The 25,899-nt window shown below is 63.6% G+C and carries 21 protein-coding genes and 1 pseudogene; 5 read left to right on the plus strand and 17 right to left on the minus strand.

Translation table 11 applies throughout. The annotated features are described in order from the left end of the window. Positions 1-203 precede the first annotated feature (203 nt). The 5 genes from ACZ3GY_RS06245 to ACZ3GY_RS06265 form a co-directional block, all read right to left on the minus strand. Positions 204-1,286 (minus strand): alpha-hydroxy acid oxidase, encoded by a 1,083-nt coding sequence (locus ACZ3GY_RS06245; protein ID WP_465909347.1) that lies wholly within the window; start codon positions 1,284-1,286, stop codon positions 204-206. 128 nt (positions 1,287-1,414) lie between these two features. After that, positions 1,415-2,521 (minus strand): LLM class flavin-dependent oxidoreductase, encoded by a 1,107-nt coding sequence (locus tag ACZ3GY_RS06250; RefSeq protein ID WP_465909348.1) that lies wholly within the window; start codon positions 2,519-2,521, stop codon positions 1,415-1,417. Between the two features lie 67 nt (positions 2,522-2,588). Next, positions 2,589-3,923, minus strand: a complete 1,335-nt coding sequence (locus tag ACZ3GY_RS06255) for an LLM class flavin-dependent oxidoreductase (RefSeq protein WP_465909349.1) — start codon at positions 3,921-3,923, stop codon at positions 2,589-2,591. A gap of 19 nt (positions 3,924-3,942) precedes the next feature. After that, positions 3,943-4,926 (minus strand): ABC transporter substrate-binding protein, encoded by a 984-nt coding sequence (locus ACZ3GY_RS06260; protein ID WP_465909351.1) that lies wholly within the window; start codon positions 4,924-4,926, stop codon positions 3,943-3,945. A gap of 12 nt (positions 4,927-4,938) precedes the next feature. Continuing rightward, positions 4,939-5,127, minus strand: a complete 189-nt coding sequence (locus ACZ3GY_RS06265) for a hypothetical protein (protein WP_465909352.1) — start codon at positions 5,125-5,127, stop codon at positions 4,939-4,941. 360 nt (positions 5,128-5,487) lie between these two features. On the opposite strand from ACZ3GY_RS06265, the gene ACZ3GY_RS06270 reads away from it, so the two are divergent. Beyond that, positions 5,488-6,810, plus strand: a complete 1,323-nt coding sequence (locus ACZ3GY_RS06270) for an LLM class flavin-dependent oxidoreductase (RefSeq protein ID WP_465909353.1) — start codon at positions 5,488-5,490, stop codon at positions 6,808-6,810. A gap of 412 nt (positions 6,811-7,222) precedes the next feature. Here ACZ3GY_RS06270 and ACZ3GY_RS06275 read toward each other — a convergent pair whose 3' ends face one another. The 12 genes and pseudogenes from ACZ3GY_RS06275 to ACZ3GY_RS06330 all read right to left on the minus strand — a co-directional run bounded on the left by ACZ3GY_RS06275 (position 7,223) and on the right by ACZ3GY_RS06330 (position 21,217). Continuing rightward, positions 7,223-8,857 (minus strand): dipeptide ABC transporter ATP-binding protein, encoded by a 1,635-nt coding sequence (locus ACZ3GY_RS06275; protein WP_465909354.1) that lies wholly within the window; start codon positions 8,855-8,857, stop codon positions 7,223-7,225. Then, the gene (locus ACZ3GY_RS06280; protein ID WP_465909355.1) at positions 8,854-9,756 is read right to left on the minus strand and encodes an ABC transporter permease; all 903 of its coding nucleotides are present in this window, start codon (positions 9,754-9,756) and stop codon (positions 8,854-8,856) included. Before ACZ3GY_RS06280 ends, ACZ3GY_RS06275 begins: the two co-directional genes overlap by 4 nt. A gap of 2 nt (positions 9,757-9,758) precedes the next feature. Further along, a complete protein-coding gene (locus ACZ3GY_RS06285) occupies positions 9,759-10,709 on the minus strand; it encodes an ABC transporter permease (protein ID WP_465909356.1) in 951 nt (316 codons plus the stop codon). After that, complete coding sequence (locus ACZ3GY_RS06290) at positions 10,706-12,334, minus strand: ABC transporter substrate-binding protein (RefSeq protein WP_465909357.1); 1,629 nt, start codon at positions 12,332-12,334, stop codon at positions 10,706-10,708. Before ACZ3GY_RS06290 ends, ACZ3GY_RS06285 begins: the two co-directional genes overlap by 4 nt. Before the next feature lie 87 nt (positions 12,335-12,421). Next, a complete protein-coding gene (locus ACZ3GY_RS06295; protein WP_465909359.1) occupies positions 12,422-14,929 on the minus strand; it encodes a TonB-dependent receptor plug domain-containing protein in 2,508 nt (835 codons plus the stop codon). Positions 14,930-15,131: 202 nt separating this feature from the next. Next, the gene (locus ACZ3GY_RS06300; protein WP_465909360.1) at positions 15,132-15,263 is read right to left on the minus strand and encodes a hypothetical protein; all 132 of its coding nucleotides are present in this window, start codon (positions 15,261-15,263) and stop codon (positions 15,132-15,134) included. A 15-nt stretch (positions 15,264-15,278) separates the two neighbouring features. Beyond that, positions 15,279-16,073 (minus strand): ABC transporter ATP-binding protein, encoded by a 795-nt coding sequence (locus ACZ3GY_RS06305; RefSeq protein ID WP_465909361.1) that lies wholly within the window; start codon positions 16,071-16,073, stop codon positions 15,279-15,281. A 3-nt stretch (positions 16,074-16,076) separates the two neighbouring features. Beyond that, positions 16,077-16,835, minus strand: a pseudogene (locus ACZ3GY_RS06310) (ABC transporter permease); the annotation flags it as partial. Positions 16,836-16,917: 82 nt separating this feature from the next. Continuing rightward, complete coding sequence (locus ACZ3GY_RS06315) at positions 16,918-17,712, minus strand: class II aldolase/adducin family protein (RefSeq protein WP_042552534.1); 795 nt, start codon at positions 17,710-17,712, stop codon at positions 16,918-16,920. A 31-nt stretch (positions 17,713-17,743) separates the two neighbouring features. Beyond that, entirely contained in the window at positions 17,744-18,694 is a 951-nt protein-coding gene (locus ACZ3GY_RS06320) for a D-isomer specific 2-hydroxyacid dehydrogenase family protein (protein WP_465909362.1), read from the minus strand. Continuing rightward, positions 18,691-19,890 carry an acyl-CoA dehydrogenase family protein gene (locus tag ACZ3GY_RS06325; protein ID WP_465909363.1) on the minus strand — a complete coding sequence of 400 codons (1,200 nt, stop codon included), beginning with the start codon at positions 19,888-19,890 and terminating at the stop codon, positions 18,691-18,693. Before ACZ3GY_RS06325 ends, ACZ3GY_RS06320 begins: the two co-directional genes overlap by 4 nt. A 433-nt stretch (positions 19,891-20,323) precedes the next feature. Further along, entirely contained in the window at positions 20,324-21,217 is an 894-nt protein-coding gene (locus ACZ3GY_RS06330) for a LysR family transcriptional regulator (RefSeq protein WP_463564991.1), read from the minus strand. Positions 21,218-21,440: 223 nt separating this feature from the next. Here ACZ3GY_RS06330 and ACZ3GY_RS06335 point away from each other — a divergent pair, with 223 nt between their 5' ends. The 4 genes from ACZ3GY_RS06335 to ACZ3GY_RS06350 all read left to right on the plus strand — a co-directional run bounded on the left by ACZ3GY_RS06335 (position 21,441) and on the right by ACZ3GY_RS06350 (position 25,883). Further along, the gene (locus ACZ3GY_RS06335; RefSeq protein ID WP_465909365.1) at positions 21,441-22,190 is read left to right on the plus strand and encodes a GntR family transcriptional regulator; all 750 of its coding nucleotides are present in this window, start codon (positions 21,441-21,443) and stop codon (positions 22,188-22,190) included. Positions 22,191-22,192: 2 nt separating this feature from the next. After that, positions 22,193-23,917 (plus strand): fumarate reductase/succinate dehydrogenase flavoprotein subunit, encoded by a 1,725-nt coding sequence (locus tag ACZ3GY_RS06340; RefSeq protein WP_465910009.1) that lies wholly within the window; start codon positions 22,193-22,195, stop codon positions 23,915-23,917. 129 nt (positions 23,918-24,046) lie between these two features. Next, positions 24,047-24,292, plus strand: a complete 246-nt coding sequence (locus ACZ3GY_RS06345) for a 4Fe-4S dicluster domain-containing protein (RefSeq protein WP_042552539.1) — start codon at positions 24,047-24,049, stop codon at positions 24,290-24,292. Between the two features lie 172 nt (positions 24,293-24,464). After that, entirely contained in the window at positions 24,465-25,883 is a 1,419-nt protein-coding gene (locus ACZ3GY_RS06350) for an ABC transporter substrate-binding protein (protein ID WP_465909366.1), read from the plus strand. Positions 25,884-25,899: the final 16 nt, after the last annotated feature.

A 25,899-nucleotide genomic window follows, 5' to 3' on the forward strand; every position in this document is an offset into this window, starting at 1 on the left:
ATTTCCTCCCATTGGCTTTACTGCTGATCAGTATTCTGACCGCAGGTTCGCTGAAACTGCTGCTTGTACCCGTCGATATCGATGCTGGCTGGTACCGACATCCGTGAGAATGGCACCGAAATGCAGTTGTCGTTGAGTCATGCTGTTATCCCGTCGTCATGCCGGTCGCGAGTGATGGCTGCCGCGGTGCACAGCGCTGCGCTTCATGCGTCGAAAAACGGCGTGTGCAGCAAAGGCGTGGTGCGGATTTCGGCAACGGTGGCGGCGCCGGAAAGTTGCATGACGATGCGCAGTTCCTGCTCGAGCTGTTCGAGCACCCACTGCACCCCTTGCGAGCCATTGAGCGCCAGGCCGTAGAGCACGGGCCGGCCCACGGCGACCAGATCAGCGCCGGCGGCGATGGCCTTGAACACATCGAGACCACGGCGGATGCCACTGTCGAAGATGAGCGGGACGCGACCCTGCACCTCGGCGGCCACTCGCTGCAATGAGTCGAATGCAGCTGGTGAGCCGTCCAACTGACGGCCGCCGTGGTTGGAAACCTGGATTGCATCGACACCGTATTGCAGCACCGAACGGGCATCTGCCGTGGTGGTCACGCCCTTGATGATCAGCGGCAGGCCGCCGCTGTGCTTGCGCACGAAATCCAGGCTATCGAGGCCGATAGCACTGTCGAATGCCCGCTGGATGTCACGCGCACGGTTGTTGCTGTCGAGGAAGTTGCCTGGTGTCGGCATGCGCAACTCATTGCGCCTGTCCTGTTCACGGTTACCGCCGACGGTAACGTCGGCAGTCAGCACGATGGCCTTGTAGCCGGCTGCATGCGCTCGCTGCAGCAGCTCACGGTTGAAGCCGCTGTCGCGGGTCAGGTAGCACTGGAACCACTTGTCACCGCTGCTGGCCGAGGCGACTTGTTCCAGATTCTGGGTGGCGACCGTGCTGACTCCCAGCAGGGTGCCGTAAGCGGCGGCACCCTGTGCGGTGCCCGACTCTGCCGATGGATGGGCCAGGCCGTGTGCGGCCATGGCCGAAACCATCACGGGGGCACGTAGCCGGCTACCAAAAATCTGCGTTTCCAGGCTGTGTACCGTCTTGCCGGTCAGGATGCGCTGGTCGAGGAAGGCTCTGGAGAAAGCCGTGCGGTTCTCCCGCAAGGTCTGCTCGTCACCGGCGCCACGTGCGATGTAATCGAAGGCCGGGCGAGGAATGACCTCTGATGCGAGCGCTTCCAGCTCCAAAAGGTTGTAGGTTTTCGGCGGTTGCGGGGGCGTCGATGATTCTTTCACGCGGCGTGGGCTTTCTTTGAGTGGCGAATGCTCGGAGCCCAATGCCGAATGTGCCGCCAACAGGGCGGCACCTCCAGTGAGCATCCCCAGGGTGTCGCGTCTGCTTGGGGCATCGTGGTGATTCCTGCTCAGGCGTTCTGGACTTTCTTCGTACTGCCTTGCTGCTCGACCAGCGCGCGAATGCGTGGCAGCAGATCCTGGCCGTACTCCACCGCGTCGCGCAGTTGCTCGAAGCCACGGAACAGAAAGGTGGTGATGCCGGCGTTGTAGTAGTCCAGCGCGGCATCGGCGACCTGATCCGGCGTGCCGACCAAGGATGTGGAGTTGCCGGCGCCGCCGCTCAGTGCGGCGATTTCGGTCCACAGGCGCTTGTCGTGTACCTTGCGTTGGCCCGCCAGTTCGACCAGCCGTGAAGAGCCCGAGTTGCTGGTGCCGAAGTTCTTGTCGCGACGTTTGCCCTGGCGCAGATGGATCAGTTCACGGGCATCGGCCAGGATGCGCTCGGCACGCGCCCAGGCTTCATCTTCGGTGGCACCGAGGATCGGCCGCAGCGACAGGCTGAAGCGGATGTGCTTCTCGCGGCCGTACTTGGCCGCAGCCTTGCGTACCTTGGCGATGCGTTCACGAACCTGCTCCAGCGGCTCGCCCCACATCATGTACACGTCGGCGTGCTTGGCGGCGACTTCTACCGCAGCGTCGGATGCGCCGGAAAAGTAGATCGGTACGTGAGGTTTCTGGACTGGCTTGACCAGGGTCAGATTGTCTTCCACGCGGTAGTGCTTGCCCTGATGATCGAAGGGCTCGGTGCTCGTCCAGACCTTGCGGAAGATATCCAGGTACTCCTCGGTGCGCGCATAGCGGGCGTCCTTGTCGAGGAAGTCGCCATCGCGCTGCAGGTCACCGCTGTCGCCACCGGTGATCACGTTGATCGAGGCACGGCCACGGCTGAGGTGGTCGAGGGTGGCGAACTGCCGGGCGGCGAAGGTCGGCGCCTGGAAGCCCGGGCGGTGCGCGACCAGCAGGCCGAGCTTGTCGGTCACGGCGGCGACATAGCTGGCCAGAATCATCGAATCCGCCGCGCTGGTGTTGACCGCCAGCAGTGCCTTGTCGAAGCCACCGTACTCCTGAGCCTGGGCGAATGCCTTGATGAATTCGACGTCGACGGCGGGGCCATGGGCCGCTTGCGATTCACTGCCTTCCTGCGGGCCGATCAGGCCGATAAATTCAAGACTCATACGTTGCTCCTTTCAATTGGGGTGGGCTGCCGCCGACCCGCTTGGCGAGTGCGGTGGCGGGCGACCATCAGGCCACCTGGCCCTGCAAGCGGCGCAGGGTGTTGCGGTTGCTGGGCACGGCCAGGCCGAAGTTGTCGCGCAAGGTCTGGCCTTCGTAGTCGCGGCGCAGCAGGCCGCGCTCCTGCAGCAAGGGCACCACGAGCTCGGTGAAGTACTGCAGGCCATCAGGCAGCAACGAGTTGACGATGAAACCGTCGGCGGCGCCGTCCTCGAACCAGTCCTGCAGGGCGTTGGCGACCTCTTCGGGGGTGCCGACGAAGTCGCGGTGCGGACGCGAGAACTGCAAGGCGACTTCGCGTAGGGTCAGGTTCTCTTCGCGGGCCTGCTGCTTGATGCGGTCGGAGCCGCCTTTCTGGCTGTTGCTACCCAGGTCGCCGAGGTCGGGGAAAGGCGCGTCCAGATCGTGCTTGGAGAAGTCGTAATCGTTGAACGGACGACCCAGTGCAACGATGGCGTCTTCGATGCTCACCAGCGCGACGGCCTGCTGGTAGCGGCTTTCCACCTCGTCGGCATCGCGGCCGATGATCGGCCGGATGCCCGGCAGGATGAACAGCTCGTCTGGCTTGCGGCCTGCCTTGGCAGCGCGTTGCTTGAGATCCGCGTAATAGGCGCGAGCCTCGCTGAAGGATTCCGGGCTGACGAAGATCGCATCGGCGTTCTGCGCGGCGAAGTTGCGGCCATCCTCAGAGGTGCCTGCCTGGAAGATCAGCGGTTGGCCCTGGCGCGAGCGCTGGATGTTCAGCGGGCCCTTGACCTTGAAGAACTCGCCCTGGTGATTGAGGGTGTGGAGTTTTTCCGGGTCGAAGAATTCGCCGCTCTGCTTGTCGCGGGTGAAGGCATCGTCTTCCCAGGAATCCCACAAACCTTTGACCACGTTCACGTGCTCGCGGGCGATGCGGTAGCGGGTGGCATGCGGCGGGTGCTCGGCCTTGCCGAAGTTGTCGGCGGTGCCGGACAGCCATGAGGTGACCACGTTCCATCCGGCACGCCCACCGCTGATGTGATCCAGCGAGGCGAACTGGCGTGCGACCTGGAACGGCTCGGTGTAGCTCACCGTGACGGTGGCCACCAGGCCGATGTTCTCGGTGACTGCAGCCAGCGCCGAGAGCACCGTCAGCGGCTCGAAGCGGTTGAGGTAGTGAGGGCTGGATTTGGCGTGAATGTGCAGGCTGTCGGCGATGAAGGCGAAGTCGAACTTGGCGCCTTCGGCCAGTTGTGCCTGCTGCTTGTAGAAGCCGAAATTGACGCTGGCATCGGCCAGTGCGTTCGGATGGCGCCACTCGCCCCAGCCGTGGCCGACGCCGTGAATCATCGCGCCAAGTTTGATCTGTCGTTTGCTCATGGAAAATGCTCCTGTCGGTTTACTGAGGTTGCGCCTGGGCAACCGCTTTGCCCGGCTGGTCGGCGCGGGCGGCGTTGAAGCTCGGGTCGAAACCCTGGGATACGTTCACGGCGCGGCTCAGCACGCCCTCTTCGAGATAGATGTCCGAGACCTGCTGCAGGCCGGCGATGACCTCGTCGGTGATTTCGGCACGCGAATGCACGGTGGCCTTGACCGACTCCAGGTGCACCGCGACCGGCAGGCCGGTGACCCGAGCCTGGGCTTCTGCGTAGGCCTGGTGGTGGTCGTTGGCCCATAGGAAGGCGCGCTCGACACGTTTGACGAAGTCCTCGAGCTGCACGCGTTTGCTGTCTACGGCGTTCTGCGTGGCGGCCAGGTAGAAATGGTTGGTCAGCAGGTTGTCGCTGCTGCGCAGGATGCGTGCGCCGTTCTGGGTGATGGCGATGGTGGTGTAGGGATCCCAGGTCGACCAGGCATCCGCGGCACCGCTTTCCAAGGCACTGCGGGCATCGGTGGGCAGCAGGTTGACGAAGGTTACGTCGGAGGTTTTCAGGCCGGCCTCGCGCAGTGCCTGGATGACCAGGAAGTGGCCGATCGAGCCCCGGTTGGTGACGATGCGCTGGCCCTTGAGGTCGGCCACGGTTTTCAGTGGCGAGTCCTTGGGCACCAGAATCGAGGTGGTGTAACGGCCATCGCGCTTGATGATTTCCACCACCTTCAACGGGGCGCCGGCGCCCAGGGCGAACACGTAGGGCGCATCGCCCAGGCCGCCGATATCCACGGCGCCGGCGTTCAGTGCTTCGCCGAGCGGAGCCGCGGCGGGGAACTCCGAGAAGTCGATGGTATAGAGCACGTCATCGAGTTCGCCTGCTGCTTGTAGCAGTAGTTTGATGGTGGATTTCTGGTTGGCGACGCGCAGCGGTTCGAGGTCTGCCGCGCTGGCGTAGCTGCCCATCAGCAGGCTACCGCCCAGCAGGCTGGCGATCAGGGTGCGGATCAACATGAGGTGTCTCCTTCAGATTGTGTTGGCTGTGGCCTGGCTGCGGGCCAGGCCGAAGATTTCTGCCGCGCGCTGGCGCTGGTTGATGTCGCCTGGGCTACCCAGCTGTTTGTCCCTGGCGGAGTCGCGGCGGTACTGAGCTGGCAGGCCGTAAGCACCAATCGGCCGGCGGGCAGGGCGGTTGCTTGGGAAGGGAGGGGGCATGCTCGGTTGCCGATTGCCGCATGTGTGTTGCGAGCCACGCGGGGCGCACAACTGCTTTTCACCAGGCACTGAGGAAATGCTCGCGGTATCCGCGAGGCGGGCGTCGATGTCCGGCTGGTCGGCAGGCAGTCGCAATCTGGAAAAGACGGTCATGTACGGCATGCTCCTGGTGGTCGGTCGTGGAAGACGGCCTCCGCCAGGAAAGGGGTCGGTCTGGGATTGACCTTATCTCTCTAATAAACCCCTGTGAAAGTCTTTCTGGTTCTAAGCTAATTATGTAATTTACTTATCTAATGTATTTTTAAATATCAGTAATAAGTATTTAATGAGGGCTGTTAAAAGGCTTTCGGGATGGGTTGTATGAGTAGCAAAAGGCAGATAAAGCTCGGTGCGGTGCCCATGGGCGTCGGCGGGCCAGGGCGGCATAACCTCTGGCACGATCCGGCGATTCCCGCGGACGCCAGCGTGAACATCGACTGGTTCATCGACCTTGCCCGGCAGGCCGAAGCGGCGTTGTTCGACCTGATCTTCATCGTCGACAGTCAGTTCATCACCCCGGATTCGCCACCCCATTACCTCAACCGGCTGGAGCCCTTGACGCTACTCTCCGCATTGGCCGTCACTACCCGACATATCGGCCTGGTCGGCACCCTGACCACCTCCTACAACGAGCCATTCAACGTCGCCCGCCGACTGGCCTCGCTGGATCTGATCAGCAAGGGGCGAGCCGGCTGGAACGTGGTCACCAGTGGCGATGCCGGAACTGCCGGCAACTACGGACGTGACGAGCACTACGATTACGACACCCGCTATGGCCGTGCCCTCGAACACGTGCAGGTGGTGCAGAAGCTGTGGCAGTCCTACGAGGACGATGCGCTGCCGCGTGACCGCGAAACCGGCCAGTTTCTCGACCGCAGCAAGCTGCATGCGCTGCACCACAAGGGTGAGCATTTCTCGGTGGTGGGGCCGCTGAACATCCAGCGCTCGCCCCAGGGCCAGCCGGTGATCTTTCAGGCTGGCGACTCCCGGCAGGGGCGCGATCTGGGCGCTGGCATCGCCGATGTGGTGTTCACCCACGCGCCGAGCGTGGAGAAGGGCCAGGCGTTCTACCGCGACATCAAGGAGCGCGCACAGCACCAGGGCCGCGACCCGGACGAGATCATCATCCTGCCCGGCGCACAGATCTATATCGGCGATAGCGACGAGCAGGCCCGCGAGATCGAACGGCATTACCACGACATCGACCACAGCTTCGAACAGGCCGTGGCCGAGTTCGGCCGCTCCTTCGGCTGGCATGATTTCCGCCAGTACGACCTCGATGCCCCGTTCCCGGTCGAGGCTCTGGAGTTTGCCCGCAGCAGCTTCTACACCGCCGCCAAGGCCGCTACCGACCAGGCCGTCAGCAAGGGCTGGACGCTGCGCCAGGCGGTCGCCAACGGCCTGACGCTCAGGCCAAACGGCTTCGTCGGCTCGGCCGAAACCGTTGCCAATGAAATGATCCGCTGGTTCGAAGCCCGGGCGCTGGATGGCTTCAACATCTACATCGGCCACCCGGAGCAGTTCAGGCGCTTCACCGAAGAGGTGGTGCCGATCCTGCAGGAACGTGGGGTCTATCGCCGCGAGTACGAAGGCAGCACCTTGCGTGAAAGCCTGGGGCTGGCGATTCCTCGCAACCAGCGTTAGCCAATCCGCTAGTCAATGGTGGACAAAAGAGCGTTGTCACCCTTGTAGGAGGTTCTATGTCAAAGAGCCCCTTGCTTGGGGTTGTAGTCGGCCTCGCTCGCGGGTGAATCGGGGGTACGACAAGGCTCCTCGCTATGGCCACGATCGCATTGTGGGAGCCGCGCCCCCGCGGCGAATGCTGGCCACACCGCAGCTATGCAGAATGGCCACAACCGCATTCGCGCCGGGTCGACGCTCCTACCGGATTGGCATCGCCCCCACTTTCGCGAACACCTAAGTACGGTAGGAGCCCGCTTGCCGGCGAATCAATTGCAGCCATTTCGCAAGATCCGTGGTGCAACCACCCACCGCCCGCAAGCGGGCTCCTACACGATTAGTCGGGCGGTGCATTGCCAGGCCTGGGTCATCGCTGTCAGGCCGCCGCACTGGCCGGATGGCGCCCCGGAATGGCGGCGATCAGTTCACGGGTGTAGTCGCTGGCCGGATGATCGAACACCTGGCTTACCGGGCCTTGCTCGATCATCTTGCCGTTGCGCAGTACCAGCACCTGGTCGGCGACGTTGGCCACCACGGATAGGTCGTGGGACACCAGCACGTAGGCGATGCCCAGCTCGCGTTGCAGTTCGAGGAGCAGGTCGAGGATCTGTGCCTGCACCGAGACGTCCAGTGCCGAGACCGGTTCGTCGAGCAGCAACAGGTCGGGTTTGAGTGCCAGGGCGCGGGCAATGGCGACGCGCTGGCGCTGGCCGCCGGAGAGCTCGCGGGGCAGGCGATCCAGGTAGCTGATCGGAAGGTGCACGCGGCTGATCAGCTCGCGGGCGGCCTGCTCCAGTGCCGGCCCCTTGAGCAGGCCGAAAGACACCAGTGGCTCGACGATGCTGTCGAAGATGGTGAAGCGCGGGTCGAGGGCAGCGAAGGGATTCTGCTGTACCAGTTGCATGCGCTGGCGTAGCGGGCGAAAGGCGCGCCAACTGAGGTCGGTGATGTCCTGCTGTTCGAACAGCACGCGGCCCTGGCTGGGTTTCTCCAGGCCCAACGCGATACGCAGCGCGGTGCTCTTGCCCGAGCCGGACTCGCCGACGATGGCCAGGGTCTGGCCGGGGTAGACCTGCAGGCTGAGGTCTTCCAGCGCCACGAAGCTGCTGTCCTCGTCCTTGACCCGCGGCAGGGCGAAGCGCTTGCCGACGTTGTGCAGGCTGAGGATCGGCGTTGCATCGGCTGCTGTCTGCTCGTGTGCTCGCACCTTGCGGCGGTTGGAAAAGGCCGGTGCAGCGGCGATCAGGGCGCGGGTGTAATCATGTTGAGGCGCCGTTAGGATCTGCTTCGGCGGGCCTTGTTCGACCAGCTCGCCCTGTTTCATGACCAGAATGCGATCGGCACGATCCGTGGCCACGCCCAGGTCGTGGGTGATGATCAGCAGGGAAATGCCACGCTCGGCGACCAGGCGTTGCAGGTGGTCGAGGATGCGCCGTTGTACGGTGACGTCCAGGGCGCTGGTCGGCTCGTCGGCGATGATCAGTCGCGGGTTGCCGGCCAGGGCGATGGCGATCAGCACCCGCTGGCGCATGCCGCCGGAGAGCTCGTGTGGGTACTGGTGGGCGCGCAACACCGGCTTGTCCAGGCCGACCTGCCCCAGCAGCTCGATCACGTCGGCATCGACACCGGGGTAGCGCCGACCCTGGGCGAGAATCAGCGCTTCGCCGATCTGCTTGCCGATGCGCAGGGTCGGGTTGAGGCTGACCATCGGGTCCTGTGGCACCAGGCCGATGGTCCGCCCACGCAGGCCGCGCTTTTGCCGCTCGCTGGCGTGGGTCAGGTCGACGCCATCGACGTGCAGCTCGCCAGCGGTGATCGCCGCGCTGTCGGGCAGCAGGCCGAGAATGGCGTTGGCCAGGGTCGATTTGCCCGAGCCGGATTCCCCGACGATGGCCACCGTTTCACCCTGGGCGACGGAAAAAGACAGGCTCTTCACCGCATCGGTGGTCTGCCCGGCGGAGCGATAGCTGACGGCCAAGTTGCGGATGTCGATCAGTGCGCTGCTGCTCATCGCTGGGTCTCCTCTAGGGTGCGGGCGATATGGTTGAGGCTGAACACCACGGCCACCACGAACAGCCCGGGCAGCAGTGACACCCAGGGTGCGGTGATCAGGAAGTGGCGACCGTTGGCGATCAGCGTGCCCCATTCCGCGGCCGGTGGCGCGGCGCCGAAACCGAGGAACGACAGCCCGGCGGTGGCCAGGATGGCCGCGCCGAAGTCCAGAGTGGCGAGTACCGCCACCGGGCCCCAGGCGTTGGGCAGAATGTGCCGCAGAAGAGTGCGGCCCCAGCTGGCGCCCCCCAGGCGTGCGGCCTCGACATAGGGCAGCGTCTTGACGCGCAGCACTTCGGCGCGAGTGGTGCGGGCGAAGCCGGGAATGATGCCCACGCCCACGGCAATCGCCACCGGGATGGTGCCGAAGCCGATGGCGGTGACGATGGCCAGCGCCAGCAGCAGACCGGGCAGGGCCAGCAATACATCGACGAAGCGCATGATCACCGCATCGATACGCCCGCCGGCGAAGCCCGATAGCACGCCGAGGCCGAGCCCGCCGAACAGGGCGATGCCCACGGCCAGCAAAGCGGCCTGTACCGACAGGCTGGAGCCGTAGACCACACGGGTGTAGAGGTCGCGACCCAGCTCATCGGTGCCGAACCAGTGCAGCGCGTTGGGCGCGGTGAGTTTGTCCGTCGGCGACGTAGCGTAGGGGTCGAAGCCTGTCAGCAGTTGCGGCACCAGTGCCGCTACCAGGGCGAACAGCACCACCGCGAGTGCCAGGCTGAAGCCCGGTTTGCGCAGCAAGGGGCGTAGCGCCGCTGTGGTCCGTTGCAGGCGGCTGCGCCGGCGCCAGGTCAACGCCACGCTGGCCGGTGAGTGGGACAACGAGGAAATGCGGCTATCGGCATTCATGGTCAGGACACCTTTGGCGCATGGGCGATGCGCGGATCGAGGCAGGGGTAGAGCAGGTCGACGATCAGGTTCACCAGCACGAAGGCGGCGGCCGACACGGCAACGATCGCCAGCACCACCGGAATGTCCTGGCGCAGTACCGCCTCCTGAGCGAGGCGGCCGACACCGTTGCGGGCGAAGATGGTCTCCACCAGCACCGCACCGGATACCGTGTTGCCCACCTGCAGGCCGATCAGGGTGAGGATAGGCAGGGCGGCGTTCTTGAAGCCGTGGCGGGCCTGCACCTGCCAGCGACTCAGGCCCTTGGCATAGGCCGTGGCGATATAGGGTTCCTGCCACACGTCCTGAAAGCCGCGTTGCAGTACCTGGGCGTACACCGCCGCACTGGGGATCGCCAGGGTCACGGCCGGCAGGATCAGGCTGTCGAAGCCGCGGCTACCGGTGGCCGGGAACCAGCCGAGGCTGAAGGCGAACACCTGTATCAGCAGCAGGCCCATCCAGAACACCGGCACCGAAAAGCCCAGGGAAGGCAGGCGGGCCATCGCCACTTTCAGGGGCTGCCAGCGCACATAGGCCGTCAGGTAGGCCAGGCCGATGCCGCCGACCATCGACAGCACGATTGCCAGGCCGGCCAGCGACAGAGTCTGCGGCAGGCGCTCGACGAGCAGTTCGCTGACCGGGCGGTTGAGCGACAGCGATTGCCCGAAGTCGCCCTGAATCGCGCCCCAGAGCAAGCTGAAGTACTGCTCGAAAATGCCCTTGTCGAGACCGTAGTAGGCCTGCGCCTTGGCCAGGTCTTCTGGCGACAGCGCATCGGCCTCCATGCCCGAGGCGCTGAGCATGATCGACAGGGTGTCACCCGGCAGCAGGTAGAGGATGAAGTAGGTGATGCTGTAGGCACCCCATAGCACCAGCAGCGCCTGGCCGACCCGGCCGATCAGGTAGCGGTTCATGGTTCACCGACCTCGACGTCGTTGAGCAGCGCGAAGCCCTCGGCGGTCCAGCGGAAGTTCTTCACCCGTTGCGCCGTGGCGGCTTGCCAGAGGCGCTCGGCGATCGGAAAGGCGGACGCCTCGTCGACCAGCAGATCTTGCAGGTCGCCATAGGCCTGTGCGCGTTGTTCGGCCTGCGTGGCGGTGATGCCGGCATCGAACAGGGCCTTGGCCTTGTCCAGCGTCTGTGGCTCGTAGATGTTGGTGGCCAGGGTCGAGCTGTTGGCGGTACGCGGATCGAGGATGGTCTGCAGGATGATCGGATCGGCGCGGGTCATGTAGGTGGATGTCAGGTCATAGTTGCCCTGAGCGTTTGCGGTCGTCCACTCGGCGCGGGTGACCACGGCCAGTTTGAGCTCGATGCCGATCTTGCGCAGTTGATCCTGGATCAGTACGTCGCCGGCGGTTTCCGCACCCTGGATGTTGTAGCTCAGGCTCAGGCGCTTGCCGTCCTTGCTGCGGTAGCCGTCGGCGCCTTTGCTCCAGCCCGCGGCGTCGAGCAGTTGTTCGGCACCCTGCGGGTCGTAGGCGAACTTGTCGCCCTGGTCCTTGAAGTAGGGTGTGGTCACGTCATAGATGCCCTTCACCACCGGGAAGTCGGCGTTGTACACGGTGCTGGCGTAGGTCTTGCGGTCGATGCCTTTCTGCAGCGCCTGGCGCACGTGTTTGTCGGCCAGCAGGCGCCCATCGCGGGTGTTGGGGTACAGGTTCAGCGCAGGGCCCGGCAGTGAGCGGCTCTGGATGGATGCGCCCTTGGACTGCAGCAGCTTGAGGTCCACTTCGGAGAACGGGTTGCGTGGCCAGAGGATGTCGGCCTGGCCCTGCAGGAACAGGCCGTTGCGTACGCTCTCCTCGGGGATGTAGCTGATTTCCACGCCATCCAGATGGGCCTCGCCGCGGTTCTTCACGTTGGCCGAGGGCCAGGCGTAACCCTGACGCTTGACCAGCTTCGCGCCGACTTCGGGCGTGTAGTGCTCGAGCACGAACGGGCCGGTGCCGATGATCTTGCCGAGCGAGCGCTCCTTGGCGCTGAGCGCGTAGGAGGCGGGGGCGAGGATCGACAGGTTGGTGGTGGAAGTGGCCTGCAGGAAGCCGGCGTTCGGCTGCGACAGCACCAGCCTGACGGTGAAGTCGTCGACCACTTCGGCGTGATCGTAGCCCGCCAGGTAGGTGGCGCCGAAGGTGGCGGGAAGCTCGCTGGCCAGGGCCTTGTTGCTGTCGAAGGCGGTCTTCACGGCGTTGGCATCGAAACGTTCGCCGTTGCTGAAGGTGACGTCGTCACGCAGCGTGAAGGTGTAGTTGAGTGCGTCATCGCTGATTTCCCAGCTTTTTGCCAGCCAGGGAATGATCTCGCCGCTGTCCGGATCCTGATCGGTGAGTGACTCGGCGACGTTGCGCAGCAGTACGCGGTGCTCCAGCCAGTACACCTGGAAGGGGTCGACGCTGACCAAGGTGGTGTTATCGCCGAAGAAGGCGATGTTCAGGGTTTTGCTGGCAGCCTCGTCGGTGGAAGGCGAGCAACCTACCAGGCTGAGGGCAAGGGCGCAGGAGGCCAGCAGGTGCTTCGCAAGGCGGTTTTTTTTCATCTCGTCTTCCCACTATTTTGAATGAATTGCATACAAGGGATTCCAGGCAAAATGGCCGCATTGCCCGTAGGCAATGCGGCCTTGTAGTCAGAAGTCGTAGGCGAGTTTGGTGTACCAGAAGCCGCCGCCAGGGTGGAACGGCGTGGTGCCGTAGTTGTATTTGTAAGCCGCCTGAGTGATGCCGTTGTTGTCAGGCTTGACGTTGAAGATGTTGGTGCCGCCAACGCTGACCGTCAGGCTGTCGAACAGCAGGTAGGAGAGATCCAGGTCGGTGATCCACTTGGCTTCGAAGGTGCGATCCTGGGCGGCGTTCTGCTGCCAGGTTTCGACCTTGCCGTAGCGAGTGGTCTGCAGGTTGGCGGCGAAGTTGCCCAGGCTCCAGTTCGCACCCAGCACCCATTTACTGCGTGGCGTTGCGGCGACCACCAGGCCTTCGGAGGCATGCCCGGCCACTTCGATACCGGCGTTCTGCAAGAACGACGGGCTGTCTCGCTTATCGCGAACAGTGGTTTTGTTGTAGTTGAAGGCGGCGCTCCAGCGCACATCGCCCCAGGCGCCGAACTCACTGCGGTGGTCCGCTACCAGGTCGATGCCGCGGGTACGTGTGTTGAACGCGTTGGTGTAGTAGCTGACCCAGGTATTGCGTGCCACGCCCGCCGACTCGAGGATGTCGCCGATCGGTCCGGCGCCACCGCCCGGCGCTGCGATGTTGTCGCTGAGCACGATGCGGTCGTCGATGTCGATCAGGTAGGCGTCGGCGGTGAAGCTGGTACGTCGGGCTGGCTGCCAGGTTAGGCCCAGCCCCAGGTTGCGCGACTTTTCCGGCTTCAGGTCGGATGCACCCAGGGCCTGGCCCAGCGCGCTATCCGGCGTGGCGGTATAGCGCAGGGCAGGGACTGCGTTGCCGTTGGCATCTGCAGCGGTGCGGTTATCGGAAACGGTATAACCGAGCTGAGTCAGAGACGGCGCCCGGAAGCCCGAGCCAAGCGTGCCACGTAGCGCTACCTGATCGGTCAGTTCGTAGCGCGAATTGAGCTTGAAGCTGAAGGTGTTTTCCTTGATGTCGTCATAGTGCTCGAGTCGGCCGGCCAGGCCCACGTACCAGCGCTCACTGAGGTCGAAGCCGAAATCCAGATAGCCTGCGAGGTTGTTGCGTTTGACGTCGGCTTCATCCTCCGGGCGAATGGCCACGACTGCCTGGGCGCCGACCGATGGCTGCGCGCCATTGGCGCCGTTCAACGGGCTACCGACCGGGAAGGTGTAAGGGCCGACACTGTAGGCACGCGGATCGCTGCCTGCGAAGGTTTGGAAACGCTCCCAGCGGTGCTCCAGGCCAGCGGATACCTGGGTTGGTACCGCAAGCCCGAATACGCCGTCGAAGGCGCGGGTGATGTCCAGGTTGTTGACCCACTGCTCGAACTGCAGGGTGGCCAGGTCGTCCCACGAGGTCGGTGAGTCGGGGCCGTAAGTGGGGTTGATGGTCAGGTCGCTGGAGTGCTCGATCTTGTTGCGGCCGTAGGTGGTGGACAGATCCCAATCCCAGTCCGCCACGTTGCCTTTGCCACCAAACAGAAACTGGTAATCCGTGTCCTTGAGGTTGTTCAGCGGGTAGTATCCGTCTGGGAACAGTTCGGGGATCGAGGCCGCGCCCCTGGCCGTGCGCAACTGATTCAGCGCCTCGGTTTTGCGCTCGCCGTAGGTCGCATACGAATACAGTTTCAGATCATCGGCCAATGGCAGCTCGGCGTTGTAAGCCAGGTTGAAGGCCTTCAGATCGGGGTCGCCATTCTTGGTGCTCACTCGATCCCAGGCCGCCTGACGTTCAGGCTCGAAATAGGCTTGCACGGTGCTCGGCGACTTCCCGACCCAGGTTGCCGTGCCGCGCTTGCGAGCATCTGCGGAGAGGTGCACAAAACCCCCTTCGGTGCCCAGGGCAAAGCCGTGGTCTGCGGCGGTTTTAATGGTTTCGCCCTGGCCGGAGAAGAGCTTCCCGTAGCTGGTCTCGACATGGCCGCCAGAGGTATTGCCCTTGAGGATGATATTGATCACCCCGGCGACGGCGTCCGAACCGTACTGGGCCGCGGCGCTGTCTTTGAGCACTTCGATATGCGAGACGGCACTGACCGGGATCTGATCGATGTCTACGGCGTTCGCGCCGCTGTTATCGGTGCTGCCATTGGCGGGTGCGGCGCCGTTATGGCGGCGTTTGCCGTTGACCAGTACCAGCGTATAGGCCGGACCGAGGCCACGGTTGCTCAGCGGGCGGATCGAGGAGTTGACCCCGGCGATGTTGGTGCCGAAGTTGAACGACGGCAGCAGCTTGGAAATCGCCTCGGAGAGCTCGGCGCGCCCGGTCTTGAGCAGTTGCTCGCTGTTGATGATGTCGATTGGTGTTGGGCTGTCGGCCACCGTGCGTTGCTGCCCACGGACACCGGTGGAGATCACGTTGACAGTCTCCAGGCGTGTTTCGCTGCTCTGCGCCTGCACGCCGGGCGCCAGCAGGCAGGCCAGTGAGAGCACCGAGAAGGTCAGCCCGGCACGGGCTGGTGCGCTGCGCAGGTGGCGCAGCCGTGAAGTTGAAAAAGGTCTTGCCATGGCGCTTGTCCCTGTCTGAAAGGCTGGGGCGACTGCCAATGCGGCGTCGCCCGGAAAGGTGTCCACTGCCGTACGCAAGGCGCACGAAACCCTGACGCGCGTTTTCACGTGCGGGCTGTCTTGCAGTGGTGGGGGCGACAAGGCGGTGGTAGGTCGCTCGAGGTCTTGCGGGGTCTGTCCGGTGGGATATCCGGTTAGACGATCAGTGCGGGCGACACATTCGCTCGCCACTGTCTGCTGGCGGCATACCCGGCCAGCCGATCAGGGTGCTGGCGCTGTCGCCATGCAGGTTGTCGAGCAGGCGACTGGCGAGGCGGGAAAGATAGCGTTTCATGATTGGCTTCCTGCCCTAGATGGCAATGGCGCTGAGCGGGTAGCCCGACGCGAGAAAGGGGTTGTGATCGCGGCCGAGGCTTTGCGGGTCGTCCTTTTCCACGCCGAGCAGTGCCAGCAGGCGCGTACGGATGGCGTTGAAACCGGCCAGGCCGTTATCACGCGGGCGGCCCAGATCGACGCGTAGTTCCTCGGCGATGCGCCCGTTCTGCAGCACGATGATGCGGTCGGCGAGCAGAATGGCTTCGTCGACATCATGGGTCACCAGCAACACGGCTGGCGTGTGCTTCTGCCACAGGTCGATGATCAGGCGGTGCATGCGGATGCGGGTCAGCGCATCGAGGGCGGCGAAGGGTTCGTCGAGCAGCAGCAGTTTGGGCTCGCGAACCAGGCTGCGAGCCAATGCCACGCGCTGCGATTCACCGCCGGACAGGGTGGCGGGAAAAGCTTCCAGGCGATGGGCCAGGCCCACCTCGGTCAGCGCCTGGATGGCACGTTCCTTGGGGTTGGCCACGCGCACACCGAGGGTGACGTTCTTCCAGGCGCGCTTCCAGGGCATCAGCCGCGGCTCCTGAAATACCGCAGCGCGGGCTTGCGGGGCGATCAGCTCGCCGCCGTCGATGGGGTCCAGGCCGGCCAGGGAGCGCAGCAGGGTGGTCTTGCCGGAGCCGCTGGCACCGAGCAGGGCGACAAATTCGCCGGGGGCGATATCCAGGTTCAGTTCATCGATCACCCGGTTGTCGCCGAACTGACGCACCACGCCGCGCAGGCTGACGGCCGGCGAGTAGTCGATCTTGCTTTGCGCATTCATGCTTCAGGTCCTTATGAACGAGGGGCGCCAGGCCAGAGCCAGGCGTTCCAGGGTGCGGATCAGGCCGTCGATGAGCAGCCCCAGCAAGCTGTAGATCAGCAGGCAGATGACGATCACGTCGGTGCGCATGAAGTCGCGGGCATCGCTGGCCAGAAAGCCGATACCGGCGGTGGTGTTGATCTGCTCGACGAACACCAGGGCCAGCCAGGAGATCCCCAAGGAATAACGCAGGCCGACAAAGAACGAGGGCAGGGCGCCGGGCAGGATCACGTGCCAGATCAGTTCGCGGCGGTTCAGGCCAAGGGTATTGGCCGCCTCGATCAACTTCGGGTCGATATTGCGGATGCCGGCGAACAGGTTGAGGTAGATCGGAAAGGTGGTACCCATGACGATCAGCGCCACCTTGGTGAATTCGCCGATGCCGAACCACAGGATGAACAGCGGCACCAGGGCCAGGGACGGGATGGTGCGCAGCATCTGCATGGGCGAATCGAGGGCGATTTCACCACGTTTCGACAGGCCGGTAATCAGCGCTGCGGTAACGCCGATCGCCACGCCGATGCCGAGGCCGGTCACGGCCCGCTGCAGGGACACCAGCAGGTGGCGCAGCAGTTCACCGCTGCGCGTCAATTCCCAGAGTGTGCCGCTGATCTCGCTCGGGGCGGCGATCACGCGAGCGGGAATCAGACCGGCCCGCGAGGCGATTTCCCAGAGCAGCAAAATGGCCACAGGGCTGATCAGGCGCAGGACAAAATCCGGCGTGGTCCATTTGCGGCGGCGAGCTGGCTGTACCGTGCGGCTGACGGTGATGCTGCTGGCGTTGGTCATGAAGGTCTCCCGCTGATCAGTGCTTGTAGCTTTGGCCTGAAGCCCGCTCGAGCTGGCGAATCAGCGCGTCCCAATGCAGCTTGATGCCCGGCCCCTTGCCATCGGAAAAACGCGCCGATTGCTGGCGGACCTTCTCGATGGCTTCGGCGGGTGCATGCAGCAGATCGGCATTGCCGCCGGCCTGGGCGGCGATCTGGATGTTGCAGGCGCGTTCCAGCCCATGCAGCTCGCGGAAGGCATGTTCGACGCTGATGCCGCCAGTGAGCAGGCCATGGTTGCGCAGGATGAAGATGTTGCTGTCGCCAAGGTCGGCGACCAGGCGCTCCTGCTCGTCCAGATCCAGCGCCACGCCTTCGTAGTCGTGGTACTTCACGCGGCTGTAGAAGCCCAGGGCATGCTGCGACAGCGGCAGCAGCCCGCCGCGCTGGGCGGATACCGCTGCGCCGTCGCGGGTATGGGTGTGCAGCACCGCCTGCAGATCCGGGCGCGCGCGGTGGATGGCGCTGTGGATCACGTAACCGGCCTGGTTGATACCCAGGTTCAGCGGGTCATCGATGATGGTGCCGTCGACATCCACCTTGACCAGATTCGAGGCCGTGATCTCGTCGAACAACAGGCCGAAGGCGTTGATCAGAAAGTGTTCGTCCGGCCCCGGCACGCGGGCGGAGAAGTGCGTGTAGATATGATCCGTCCAGCGAAACAGCGCAGCCAACTGGTAGGCGGCAGCCAGCTTGACGCGCACTTCCCATTCTTCAGGGCTGACGCGTTCCTGGACGGAAGGAATGCTGTGCAGGGTTGCGAGTGAACTCATGGTAATCTCCAGGCCCTGGTGGGCAGTCTGTTCAGTAACCGCGTCCGATATCGACGAGGTTTTCCAGTTGCGCTTGCGCCTGGAAACGCTGGAAGTTGGCGACGAAATCGTCGACGAACTTGCGTTTGCCATCGGTGGACAGGGCACTGGTATGGGGTGAAATACGTACCCGTGGATGCAGGTACAGCGGGTGATCGTTCGGTAGCGGCTCGGGGTCGGTGACATCCAGGGTGGCGCGGCCGATGCTGCCGTTGTCCAGCGCCTCGAGCAGGGCGTTGTGATCGAGCAGGCCACCACGAGCCAGGTTGATCAGGTGCAGGCCGGGTTTGGCGCTGCCCAGCACGTCGCGGTCGAGCAGGTGGCGGGTATCAGCAGTCAGCGGCGCAACCACCACCAGGTGGTCGGCTTCGGCGAACAGCTGGTGAATGTCGCGGGCGGCCTCGATGCCGGGGATCTCGGCAATGGCGTGCCCTGGGCGACCCAGAGCGATGACGCGCATGCCCAGGGCCAGCGCCTTGTGCGCCAGGCTCTGGCCAATCGAGCCGAGGCCCAGAATACCCAGGGTCGCGCCCTTGACCGGCTGCAGGTAGGTGAAGTGCCAGTCGTCGTTCTTTACCCAGATGTCCGGAAGCTGCTTGGCTGCGCTGAAGATCGCCGCCAGGGCGAATTCGGCAACGTGGTTGGCGTTGGCACCCTTGGCGCTGGCAACCTGCTCTACGTCGAACAGCCAGTGCGGGTAGAAATCGATGCCGGAGGAGGCCAGTTGCACCCACTGCAACGACCACGGCCAGCCGGCTGGCGCGTCCTTGAGTTCGACGCCGCGCACGTTGATGGGGCGTACGATCAGCGTGCTGGCGTCAGCGGGAATCTGCGCCAGGCCTTCCGGGCCAAAGGGGATTTCGACGATGCGCTGGTGCGGCAGGCGCTCGCGCAGATAGGCGTTGGCCTCGGCATCCAGCTGGCTGACGATGGTCTGGCTCATCGTGCTGCCTCCCGAGCCTGAGCGAAGGCGCTACGGCCGACGGCGCTGAGCGCTACGTCGTCCTGCGGGGTGTGGATGCGGCTGCACAGCACGTCACGGAAATGCCGCTCCAGCGGGTTCTTGCGTGACAGCCCCGGGTTGCCGGATGCCTCGATGGCGAGCTCCACGGCACGTATGGCGTTGCTGCTCACCAGTTGCTTGATCTGCCCGGCGTGCGCTGCCTCGACCTGGCCGGCGGCAGCCGAATCGAGCAGGGTGCGGTTGGCGAACAGCAGGGTATCGATGCGCCCGACGATCTCCTGAAAACGCTGCAGGCTCGATAGCGGCGCACCGAGGTTGGAGGGCGTACGTTGTTCGAGAAAGCCCACCAGCCAGTCCCGCGCCGCCTGGGCGACTCCATCGTAGATGGCTGGCAGTAGTACCGACATCCACAGCATGCCTTCGCCATCCAGTTCCGGCCTGGGTGCGCTCCACGGGCTGACGCTGACAGCGTGCTCGAGGGGGATCAGCACGTCGTCGAACTGCACTTCATGGCTGCAGGTGGCGCGCATGCCCAGGTGATCCCAGTCCTCGACGATACGAATGCCGGGGGTGTCGCGATGTACCAGGTAACCGCCAACCAGCGGGTCGGCATCGTCACTGCGTGCCCACACTAGGTACCAGGTCAGGCCGTGGCTGCCAGTCGAATAGATCTTGCGGCCGCTCAGGCGCCAGCCTTCGCTGGTACGCCGGGCGATGGTCGCTGGCAGACCGCCGCGCGCCGGCGTGCCGAGTTCGGGTTCGACGCGAAAGGCGTTGATCAGCGCGCCGTTCTCTACCGCATCGATACCCACCTGGCGACGCAGATGCTCGGGCCAGTTGAGGTTCTGCTGCAGGCGAAAGTGCTGCAGGTACTGCATCACCAGAATCAGTGCCGTCGAGGGTTCGCCCTTGGCCACCGCGCTGATCACCCGCCTCGCGGTAGGCAGATCGGCGCCACCGCCACCCAGCGTCTTCGGCACCGTCAACCCCAACAGGCCATGGTGCTGCAGCAGAGCGAAGTTCTCGGCCGGGAATTCGCCACTGCGATCGTAACGCGCGGCGCTGGCGGCCAGGGTCGCGGTGATTTCATCGAGCAGGCGGGCGAAGCGGGCTTCGTCGCGCTCTGTGGATACGCGATGGGTGGGGAAGGCGAGGGTGTCGGCGTATTGCGTCATGGGTCTCTCATCACTGGCGCAGATGGCAGGCAATGCCTGTTTGATTTCTGAGCGCCCCAGGGTGATGAGGTGGCTTGGATGAGACCGTATTCTTATAGCTTTGCGCTGTAAAATTCTTTTTGGTTCTAAGCTAATTATCAGCTTTTCTGAATTAACAGTTTTACTGTTATGCGTTAATAGAATTTTGTGGCGAGTGAGAATGGCTGTCTAAGCGTTGAGGGCAGCCTGCTTCCAGGCTCATGCCGCTTTGAAGGGATGAGGGAGCGCCTCGTCCGATCATTGGCTGCGTAGACTGCTCCTGGGTATCGATGCGCTCAACCCAGGCTATGGGAATGGGGGAATACGGGCTCGGCTCAACGACCGTAGCCCGGGTCTAGCGAAGCGACACTTGGGGCGATAAGGGCCCGGGAATGGCGTCGCTACCAACTCGGCGCTATTGCGACCGCAAGCGCTCTGCAGCCACATCGCTGAACAGGTTCACGGCGTCCTGCAGGTTGCCCAGGTACTGCGGGTGCAGCAGCCAGAGATCGATCATCGGCTTGAAGTCGCCGACGTTGATCACGTCCAGTTGCTCGCGGTGCCCGCTGCGCTCGAGCAGGGGCGCGGGTACCAGGCCGAAACCCATGCCGCTGGCGACCAGGCCCAGTTGCAGTTCGGTACCGAAGGTTTCCAGATTGATCTGCAACGACAGGCCCTGTTCGGACAGCGCGCGTTGCAGGCCGGCGCGGAAACCACAGCCATCGGGGTTGAGCACCCAGCCCTGCTGGTAGCAGTCCTTGAGCTTGCAGCTGCGCTTGCGCATCGCCCCCTTGGCGGCCACCACCAGCAGCGGCATACGGCCGATGGAGCGGCTGGCAATGCCTTCGGGGAAGATCTTGCCAGCGGGGAAGAGCACCGCGGCGGCATCTAGCTCACCGTTTTCCATGCGCGCAATCAGGCTGCTGCCCCAGCCGTTGATGACCTGGGTCTTGAGTTCCGGGAAGGTTTCGCGAATCTGCTGCAGGGCGTCGAGCAGCACCACGTCGCTGATGGTCTGCGGTACGCCCAGGCGCAGTGCCCCGCTGGGCGAGCCATCGCTGGCGACCAGTTCGCGCAGCGAGTCGATCTCACGCAGGATCGCCTTGCACTGGTCGTACACGCGCAGGCCCATGGGCGTTGGCTTGAGTGGCTTGGTATTACGGTCGAGCAGATTGGCGCCCAGGTCTTCTTCGAAATTCTGCACGCGGCGGGTGATCGCTGGCTGCGTCAGTTGCAGCGCATCGGCAGCCTGCTTGGTCGATTGACAGCGGATGACGGCAACAAATGCATCCATGTCATCGATTTTCATCTCAGGTACTCACATATTAAGGGCAGGAAAAATGCCTCGATAGAATAATCATCTTTGACCGCTTTGGGCACGGCCTTTTCCTTTTCGTGAGTATTCGGCAGCGATCCGGATCGTTGAGATTCTCCGCCATAAGCTTATTTCTTAATCGTATTTCAGATCGGCGCGGTTATTCGTTATTTTCTCGTCACTACTTGTTATGACAAGTTGATCAAGAAGGATTCACATGCCTCAGCTCATACCGCTTTCGCCCGTTCCCCTGTACAGCCAGCTCAAGGAGCTGCTGCGCTCGCGCATTCTCGATGGCACCTATGCGCCGCACAGCCGCATGCCGTCGGAGAACGAACTGGGCCAGACCTACGGCGTCAGCCGCATCACCGTGCGCCAGGCGCTGGGGGACCTGCAGAAGGAAGGGCTGATCTTCAAGATCCATGGCAAGGGCACCTTCGTGGCCAAGCCCAAGGCGTTCCAGAACGTCAGCACCCTGCAGGGCCTGGGCGAGTCGATGAAGCAGATGGGCTACGAGGTGCTCAACAAGTTGCGCAGCCTGCGCCACGTTCCGGCGTCGGCATTGGTTGCCGAGCGCCTGCAGGTGGCAGAGGGCAGCACCGTCACGGAAATCCGCCGGGTGCGGCTGATCAACCGCGAGCCGATCTCCCTGGAAATCACCTGGCTGCCCCATGCCGTGGGCGAGAAGCTGGAGAAAGCCGATCTGGTCACGCGGGACATCTTTCTGATCCTCGAAAACGACTGTGGCATCGCGCTGGGCCATGCCGACCTGGCCATTGACGCGGTGCTTGCCGACAGCGACCTAACCCAGGCACTGGCCGTGGAGGAGGGCTCGCCGATCATGCGCATCGAGCGCCTGACCCACACCGCCGATGGCACACCGCTGGATTTCGAACACCTCTATTACCGTGGCGATGCTTTCCAGTATCGCCTGCGCATCGACCGACAGAAGGGCGCGCAGCCATGAGCATCAACACCCTGGAACAGGAATACGACATCGTCATCATCGGCGGTGGTACCGCTGGCCCCATGGCCGCGATCAAGGCCAAGGAGCGCAACAAGGCGTTGCGCGTGCTGCTGGTCGACAAGGCCAACGTCAAGCGCAGCGGAGCGATCAGCATGGGCATGGATGGTCTCAACAATGCCATCGTGCCCGGCCACGCCACGCCCGAGCAGTACACCAAGGAAATTACCGTGGCCAACGACGGCATCGTCAATCAGGCCGCCGTGTACGCCTATGCCACCCACAGTTTCGAAACCATCGAGCAGCTCGACCGCTGGGGCGTGAAGTTCGAGAAGGATGAAACCGGCGACTACGCGGTGAAGAAGGTGCATCACATGGGCGCCTACGTGCTGCCGATGCCCGAAGGGCACGACATCAAGAAGGTGCTGTATCGCCAGCTCAAGCGCGCCCGGGTAGAGATCACCAATCGCCTGGTGGCCACACGCCTGCTGACCGATGCCGACGGTGCGGTCAACGGCCTGGTGGGCTTCGATTGCCGCACCGCCGATTTTCACGTGATCAAGGCCAAGGCAGTGATTCTCTGCTGCGGCGCGGCCGGACGTCTCGGGCTGCCGTCTTCCGGGTACCTAATGGGTACCTACGAAAACCCGACCAATGCGGGCGACGGTTACGCAATGGCCTATCACGCCGGTGCCGAGCTGGCCAATCTGGAGTGCTTCCAGATCAACCCGCTGATCAAGGATTACAACGGCCCAGCCTGCGCTTACGTGACCGGCCCGCTGGGTGGTTATACCGCCAACAACAAGGGCGAGCGCTTCATCGAGTGCGATTACTGGAGCGGCCAGATGATGTGGGAGTTCCATCAGGAGCTCGAAGGCGGCAACGGCCCGGTGTTCCTCAAACTCGATCACCTAGCCGAGGAAACCATCCAGAACATCGAGGAAATCCTGCATAGCAACGAGCGCCCCAGCCGCGGCCAGTTCCATGCCGGGCGTGGCACCGACTACCGCTCCAGCATGGTCGAGATGCACATCTCCGAGATCGGCTTCTGCAGTGGCCACAGCGCGTCCGGCGTGTGGGTCAACGAGCGGGCGGAAACCTCGGTCAAGGGCCTGTACTCGGCCGGAGACATGGCAGCGGTGCCGCACAACTACATGCTCGGCGCCTTCACGTACGGCTGGTTCGCGGGCAACAACGCTGCCGACTTCGTCGCCGAGCGCGACTACAGCGCACTGGATCAGGCACAGATCGACGCCGAGCGGGAGCGGGTCTATGCGCCGCTGAACCGCGAGCACGGCCTGCCGCCGGCGCAGGTGGAGTACAAGCTGCGCCGCTTCGTCAACGATTACCTGCAGCCACCCAAGGTCACCAAGAAGATGGAGATCGGCCTGCAGCGTTTCGCTGCCATCGAGGCGGATTTGAGCGAGTTGAAAGCCAACAACGCCCACGAACTGATGCGCGCCATGGAAGTCAGCGTTATCCGCGACTGCGCCGAGATGGCCGCCCGCGCCTCGCTGTTTCGCAAGGAAAGCCGCTGGGGCCTGTATCACCACCGGGTCGATCACCCGCAGCGCAATGACGCCGAATGGTTCGTGCACTGCCACCTGAAAAAGGACGAACAAGGCCAGATGGTCAGCTTCAAGAAACCTGTCGAGCCCTATCTGATCGCTCTGGATGATGAAGAGCAGCAGGCCTACAACCGCCTGCGGGTGAAGACCGAAGCGGCCTGAGTAGGGTGGGCTTCAGCCCACCAGATGGCATCACGCCGTGCTTTCCCGGTGGGCTGAAGCGGATCGCCGCGCGGCCCACCCTACAACCTAGAAAAACACGAGAGCCACAGGCTCCGAGGACACCGTGATATGGCCTTCCAGCCCCAGGAAATCCTGTTCCGCAGCAATGCGCCCGTGACCATCGACGAAGACAAGTGCATCGCCCACAAGGGCTGCACCGTGTGCGTCGACGTCTGCCCGATGGACTTGCTGGCGATCAACCCGGCGACGCAAAAGGCCTACATGGCCTTTGACGAGTGCTGGTACTGCATGCCGTGCGAGAAGGATTGCCCGACCGACGCGGTGCGCGTCGAGATTCCCTATCTGCTGCGTTGAGTTGCTACTCAACCCTGTACCGCTGCGCGCTACAGACGCGTAGTCAGAAAAAGAAAAAGCAGCACGCCATCCGGCCAACCACCGGACGCCTGATAACACACCCCTCGTTTCCCACCACTCGTGCAGAGGGCGGAGACGATTCCAATACCTATTGATTCGAGGGGAGACACCCATGCACTTGCGTACCACTCTGGTCGGCCTCGCGCTGGCCATCGGCAGCATTACTGCCCAAGCGCAATCCAACCAGGAGCCGATTCGCATCGCCATCGGCACCCAGGACACCACCATCAACTGCGCTACCGGCGGTTTGTTGATCCGCGAACTTGGCCTGCTCGACAAGTACTTGCCGCGCGACGGCAAGTACAAGGACGCCAAGTACGAAGTGGAGTGGAAGAACTTCACCAGCGGCGCGCCGCTGACCAACGAAATGGTCGCCGGCAAGCTCGACTTTGGCGCCATGGCTGACTTCCCCGGTTCGTTCAACGGTGTGGCCCATCGCGATGCCGGCAAGCAGAGCCTGTTCATCACCGTGTTGTCGGGCAGCACCAAGGGCAGCGGCAACGGCATCGTGGTGCCGGCATCCTCCAGCGTGCAATCGCTGGCCGAACTCAAGGGCAAGACCATTTCCGTACCGTTCGCGTCCACCGCCCATGGCATGCTGCTGCGCGCCGTTGCCGCCCAGGGCTGGGATCCGCAGAAGGACGTGCGCATCATCGCCCAGGCCCCGGAAATCGCTGGCTCGGCGCTGCGCAGCAACCGCATCGAGGCCCACGCCGACTTCGTGCCGTTTGCCGAACTGTTCCCCAACCGTGGCTTCGCCCGCAAGATCTACGACGGCTCCCAGGCGGACGCGCCGACTTTCCATGGTGCGCTGGTGGACGCCGACTACGCCAAGAAGTACCCGGAAGTGGTCACCGCTTACCTGCGCGCCGGCCTGGAAGCTGACCGCCTGTTTGCAGCCGAGCCGGAGAAGTACAGCGAGCTGATCGAGAAAGTCACCGGTATCGAGGCCGAGGTGAATTACCTGTTCCACGGCCCACTCGGGTTGCAGACCCGTGACCTGACCTGGAAGCCCGAGTACCGCCAGGCAGTCACCACCTCCATCGAAACCCTCAAGTTGCTGAAGAAGACCGACAAAGGTCTGAACGTCGAGCAATTCGTCGACGATCAATACATCAAGGCTGCCTTCAAGGCCGAAGGCCGTGATTACGCACAAGCGCTGGCTAACTACGCGCAATTGCCGCTAGAGGCCAAGGACGCAGTTACCGGCCAGCCGATCACCGACTTCAAGCGCGTGGCGCAGATCTGGGTGCGTGGTGAAAGCAAGGTACGCCACTACGCCTCGCCAGAAGCGGCCTTCAAGGCGCTGGCGCAGCTTGAGGAGGAGGGCAAGGACATCCGTGCCATCTACGCCCAAGCCAGCGATAGCGGCATCAAGCTGCTGGCCAACCAGGCCTGGTTCGTGCGTAACGGCAAGGGTGAGCTCAGCGCCTTCCTGCTCAAGGGCCAGGCCGAAGCCTATGCCAAGGCTCACGGTGGTGAAGCGCTGGACTTCGGCAGCGCCAACCAGCGCCTGGTAGCCGCACGCTGACCGGCCCGCTGCGCCA

It is taken from the genome of Pseudomonas sp. PME37.24/006, from assembly GCF_055556635.1.

Excerpts from the sequence above, each read along its gene's own strand:
- ACZ3GY_RS06250 (WP_465909348.1), bottom strand. The coding sequence starts at position 2,521 with ATGAGTCTTGAATTTATCGGCCTGATCGGCCCGCAGGAAGGCAGTGAA.
- ACZ3GY_RS06255 (WP_465909349.1), bottom strand. The coding sequence starts at position 3,923 with ATGAGCAAACGACAGATCAAACTTGGCGCGATGATTCACGGCGTCGGC.
- ACZ3GY_RS06260 (WP_465909351.1), bottom strand. The coding sequence starts at position 4,926 with ATGTTGATCCGCACCCTGATCGCCAGCCTGCTGGGCGGTAGCCTGCTG.
- ACZ3GY_RS06265 (WP_465909352.1), bottom strand. The coding sequence starts at position 5,127 with ATGCCCCCTCCCTTCCCAAGCAACCGCCCTGCCCGCCGGCCGATTGGT.
- ACZ3GY_RS06270 (WP_465909353.1), top strand. The coding sequence starts at position 5,488 with ATGAGTAGCAAAAGGCAGATAAAGCTCGGTGCGGTGCCCATGGGCGTC.
- ACZ3GY_RS06275 (WP_465909354.1), bottom strand. The coding sequence starts at position 8,857 with ATGAGCAGCAGCGCACTGATCGACATCCGCAACTTGGCCGTCAGCTAT.
- ACZ3GY_RS06280 (WP_465909355.1), bottom strand. The coding sequence starts at position 9,756 with ATGAATGCCGATAGCCGCATTTCCTCGTTGTCCCACTCACCGGCCAGC.
- ACZ3GY_RS06285 (WP_465909356.1), bottom strand. The coding sequence starts at position 10,709 with ATGAACCGCTACCTGATCGGCCGGGTCGGCCAGGCGCTGCTGGTGCTA.
- ACZ3GY_RS06290 (WP_465909357.1), bottom strand. The coding sequence starts at position 12,334 with ATGAAAAAAAACCGCCTTGCGAAGCACCTGCTGGCCTCCTGCGCCCTT.
- ACZ3GY_RS06295 (WP_465909359.1), bottom strand. The coding sequence starts at position 14,929 with ATGGCAAGACCTTTTTCAACTTCACGGCTGCGCCACCTGCGCAGCGCA.
- ACZ3GY_RS06300 (WP_465909360.1), bottom strand. The coding sequence starts at position 15,263 with ATGAAACGCTATCTTTCCCGCCTCGCCAGTCGCCTGCTCGACAACCTG.
- ACZ3GY_RS06305 (WP_465909361.1), bottom strand. The coding sequence starts at position 16,073 with ATGAATGCGCAAAGCAAGATCGACTACTCGCCGGCCGTCAGCCTGCGC.
- ACZ3GY_RS06315 (WP_042552534.1), bottom strand. The coding sequence starts at position 17,712 with ATGAGTTCACTCGCAACCCTGCACAGCATTCCTTCCGTCCAGGAACGC.
- ACZ3GY_RS06320 (WP_465909362.1), bottom strand. The coding sequence starts at position 18,694 with ATGAGCCAGACCATCGTCAGCCAGCTGGATGCCGAGGCCAACGCCTAT.
- ACZ3GY_RS06325 (WP_465909363.1), bottom strand. The coding sequence starts at position 19,890 with ATGACGCAATACGCCGACACCCTCGCCTTCCCCACCCATCGCGTATCC.
- ACZ3GY_RS06330 (WP_463564991.1), bottom strand. The coding sequence starts at position 21,217 with ATGAAAATCGATGACATGGATGCATTTGTTGCCGTCATCCGCTGTCAA.
- ACZ3GY_RS06335 (WP_465909365.1), top strand. The coding sequence starts at position 21,441 with ATGCCTCAGCTCATACCGCTTTCGCCCGTTCCCCTGTACAGCCAGCTC.
- ACZ3GY_RS06345 (WP_042552539.1), top strand. The coding sequence starts at position 24,047 with ATGGCCTTCCAGCCCCAGGAAATCCTGTTCCGCAGCAATGCGCCCGTG.
- ACZ3GY_RS06350 (WP_465909366.1), top strand. The coding sequence starts at position 24,465 with ATGCACTTGCGTACCACTCTGGTCGGCCTCGCGCTGGCCATCGGCAGC.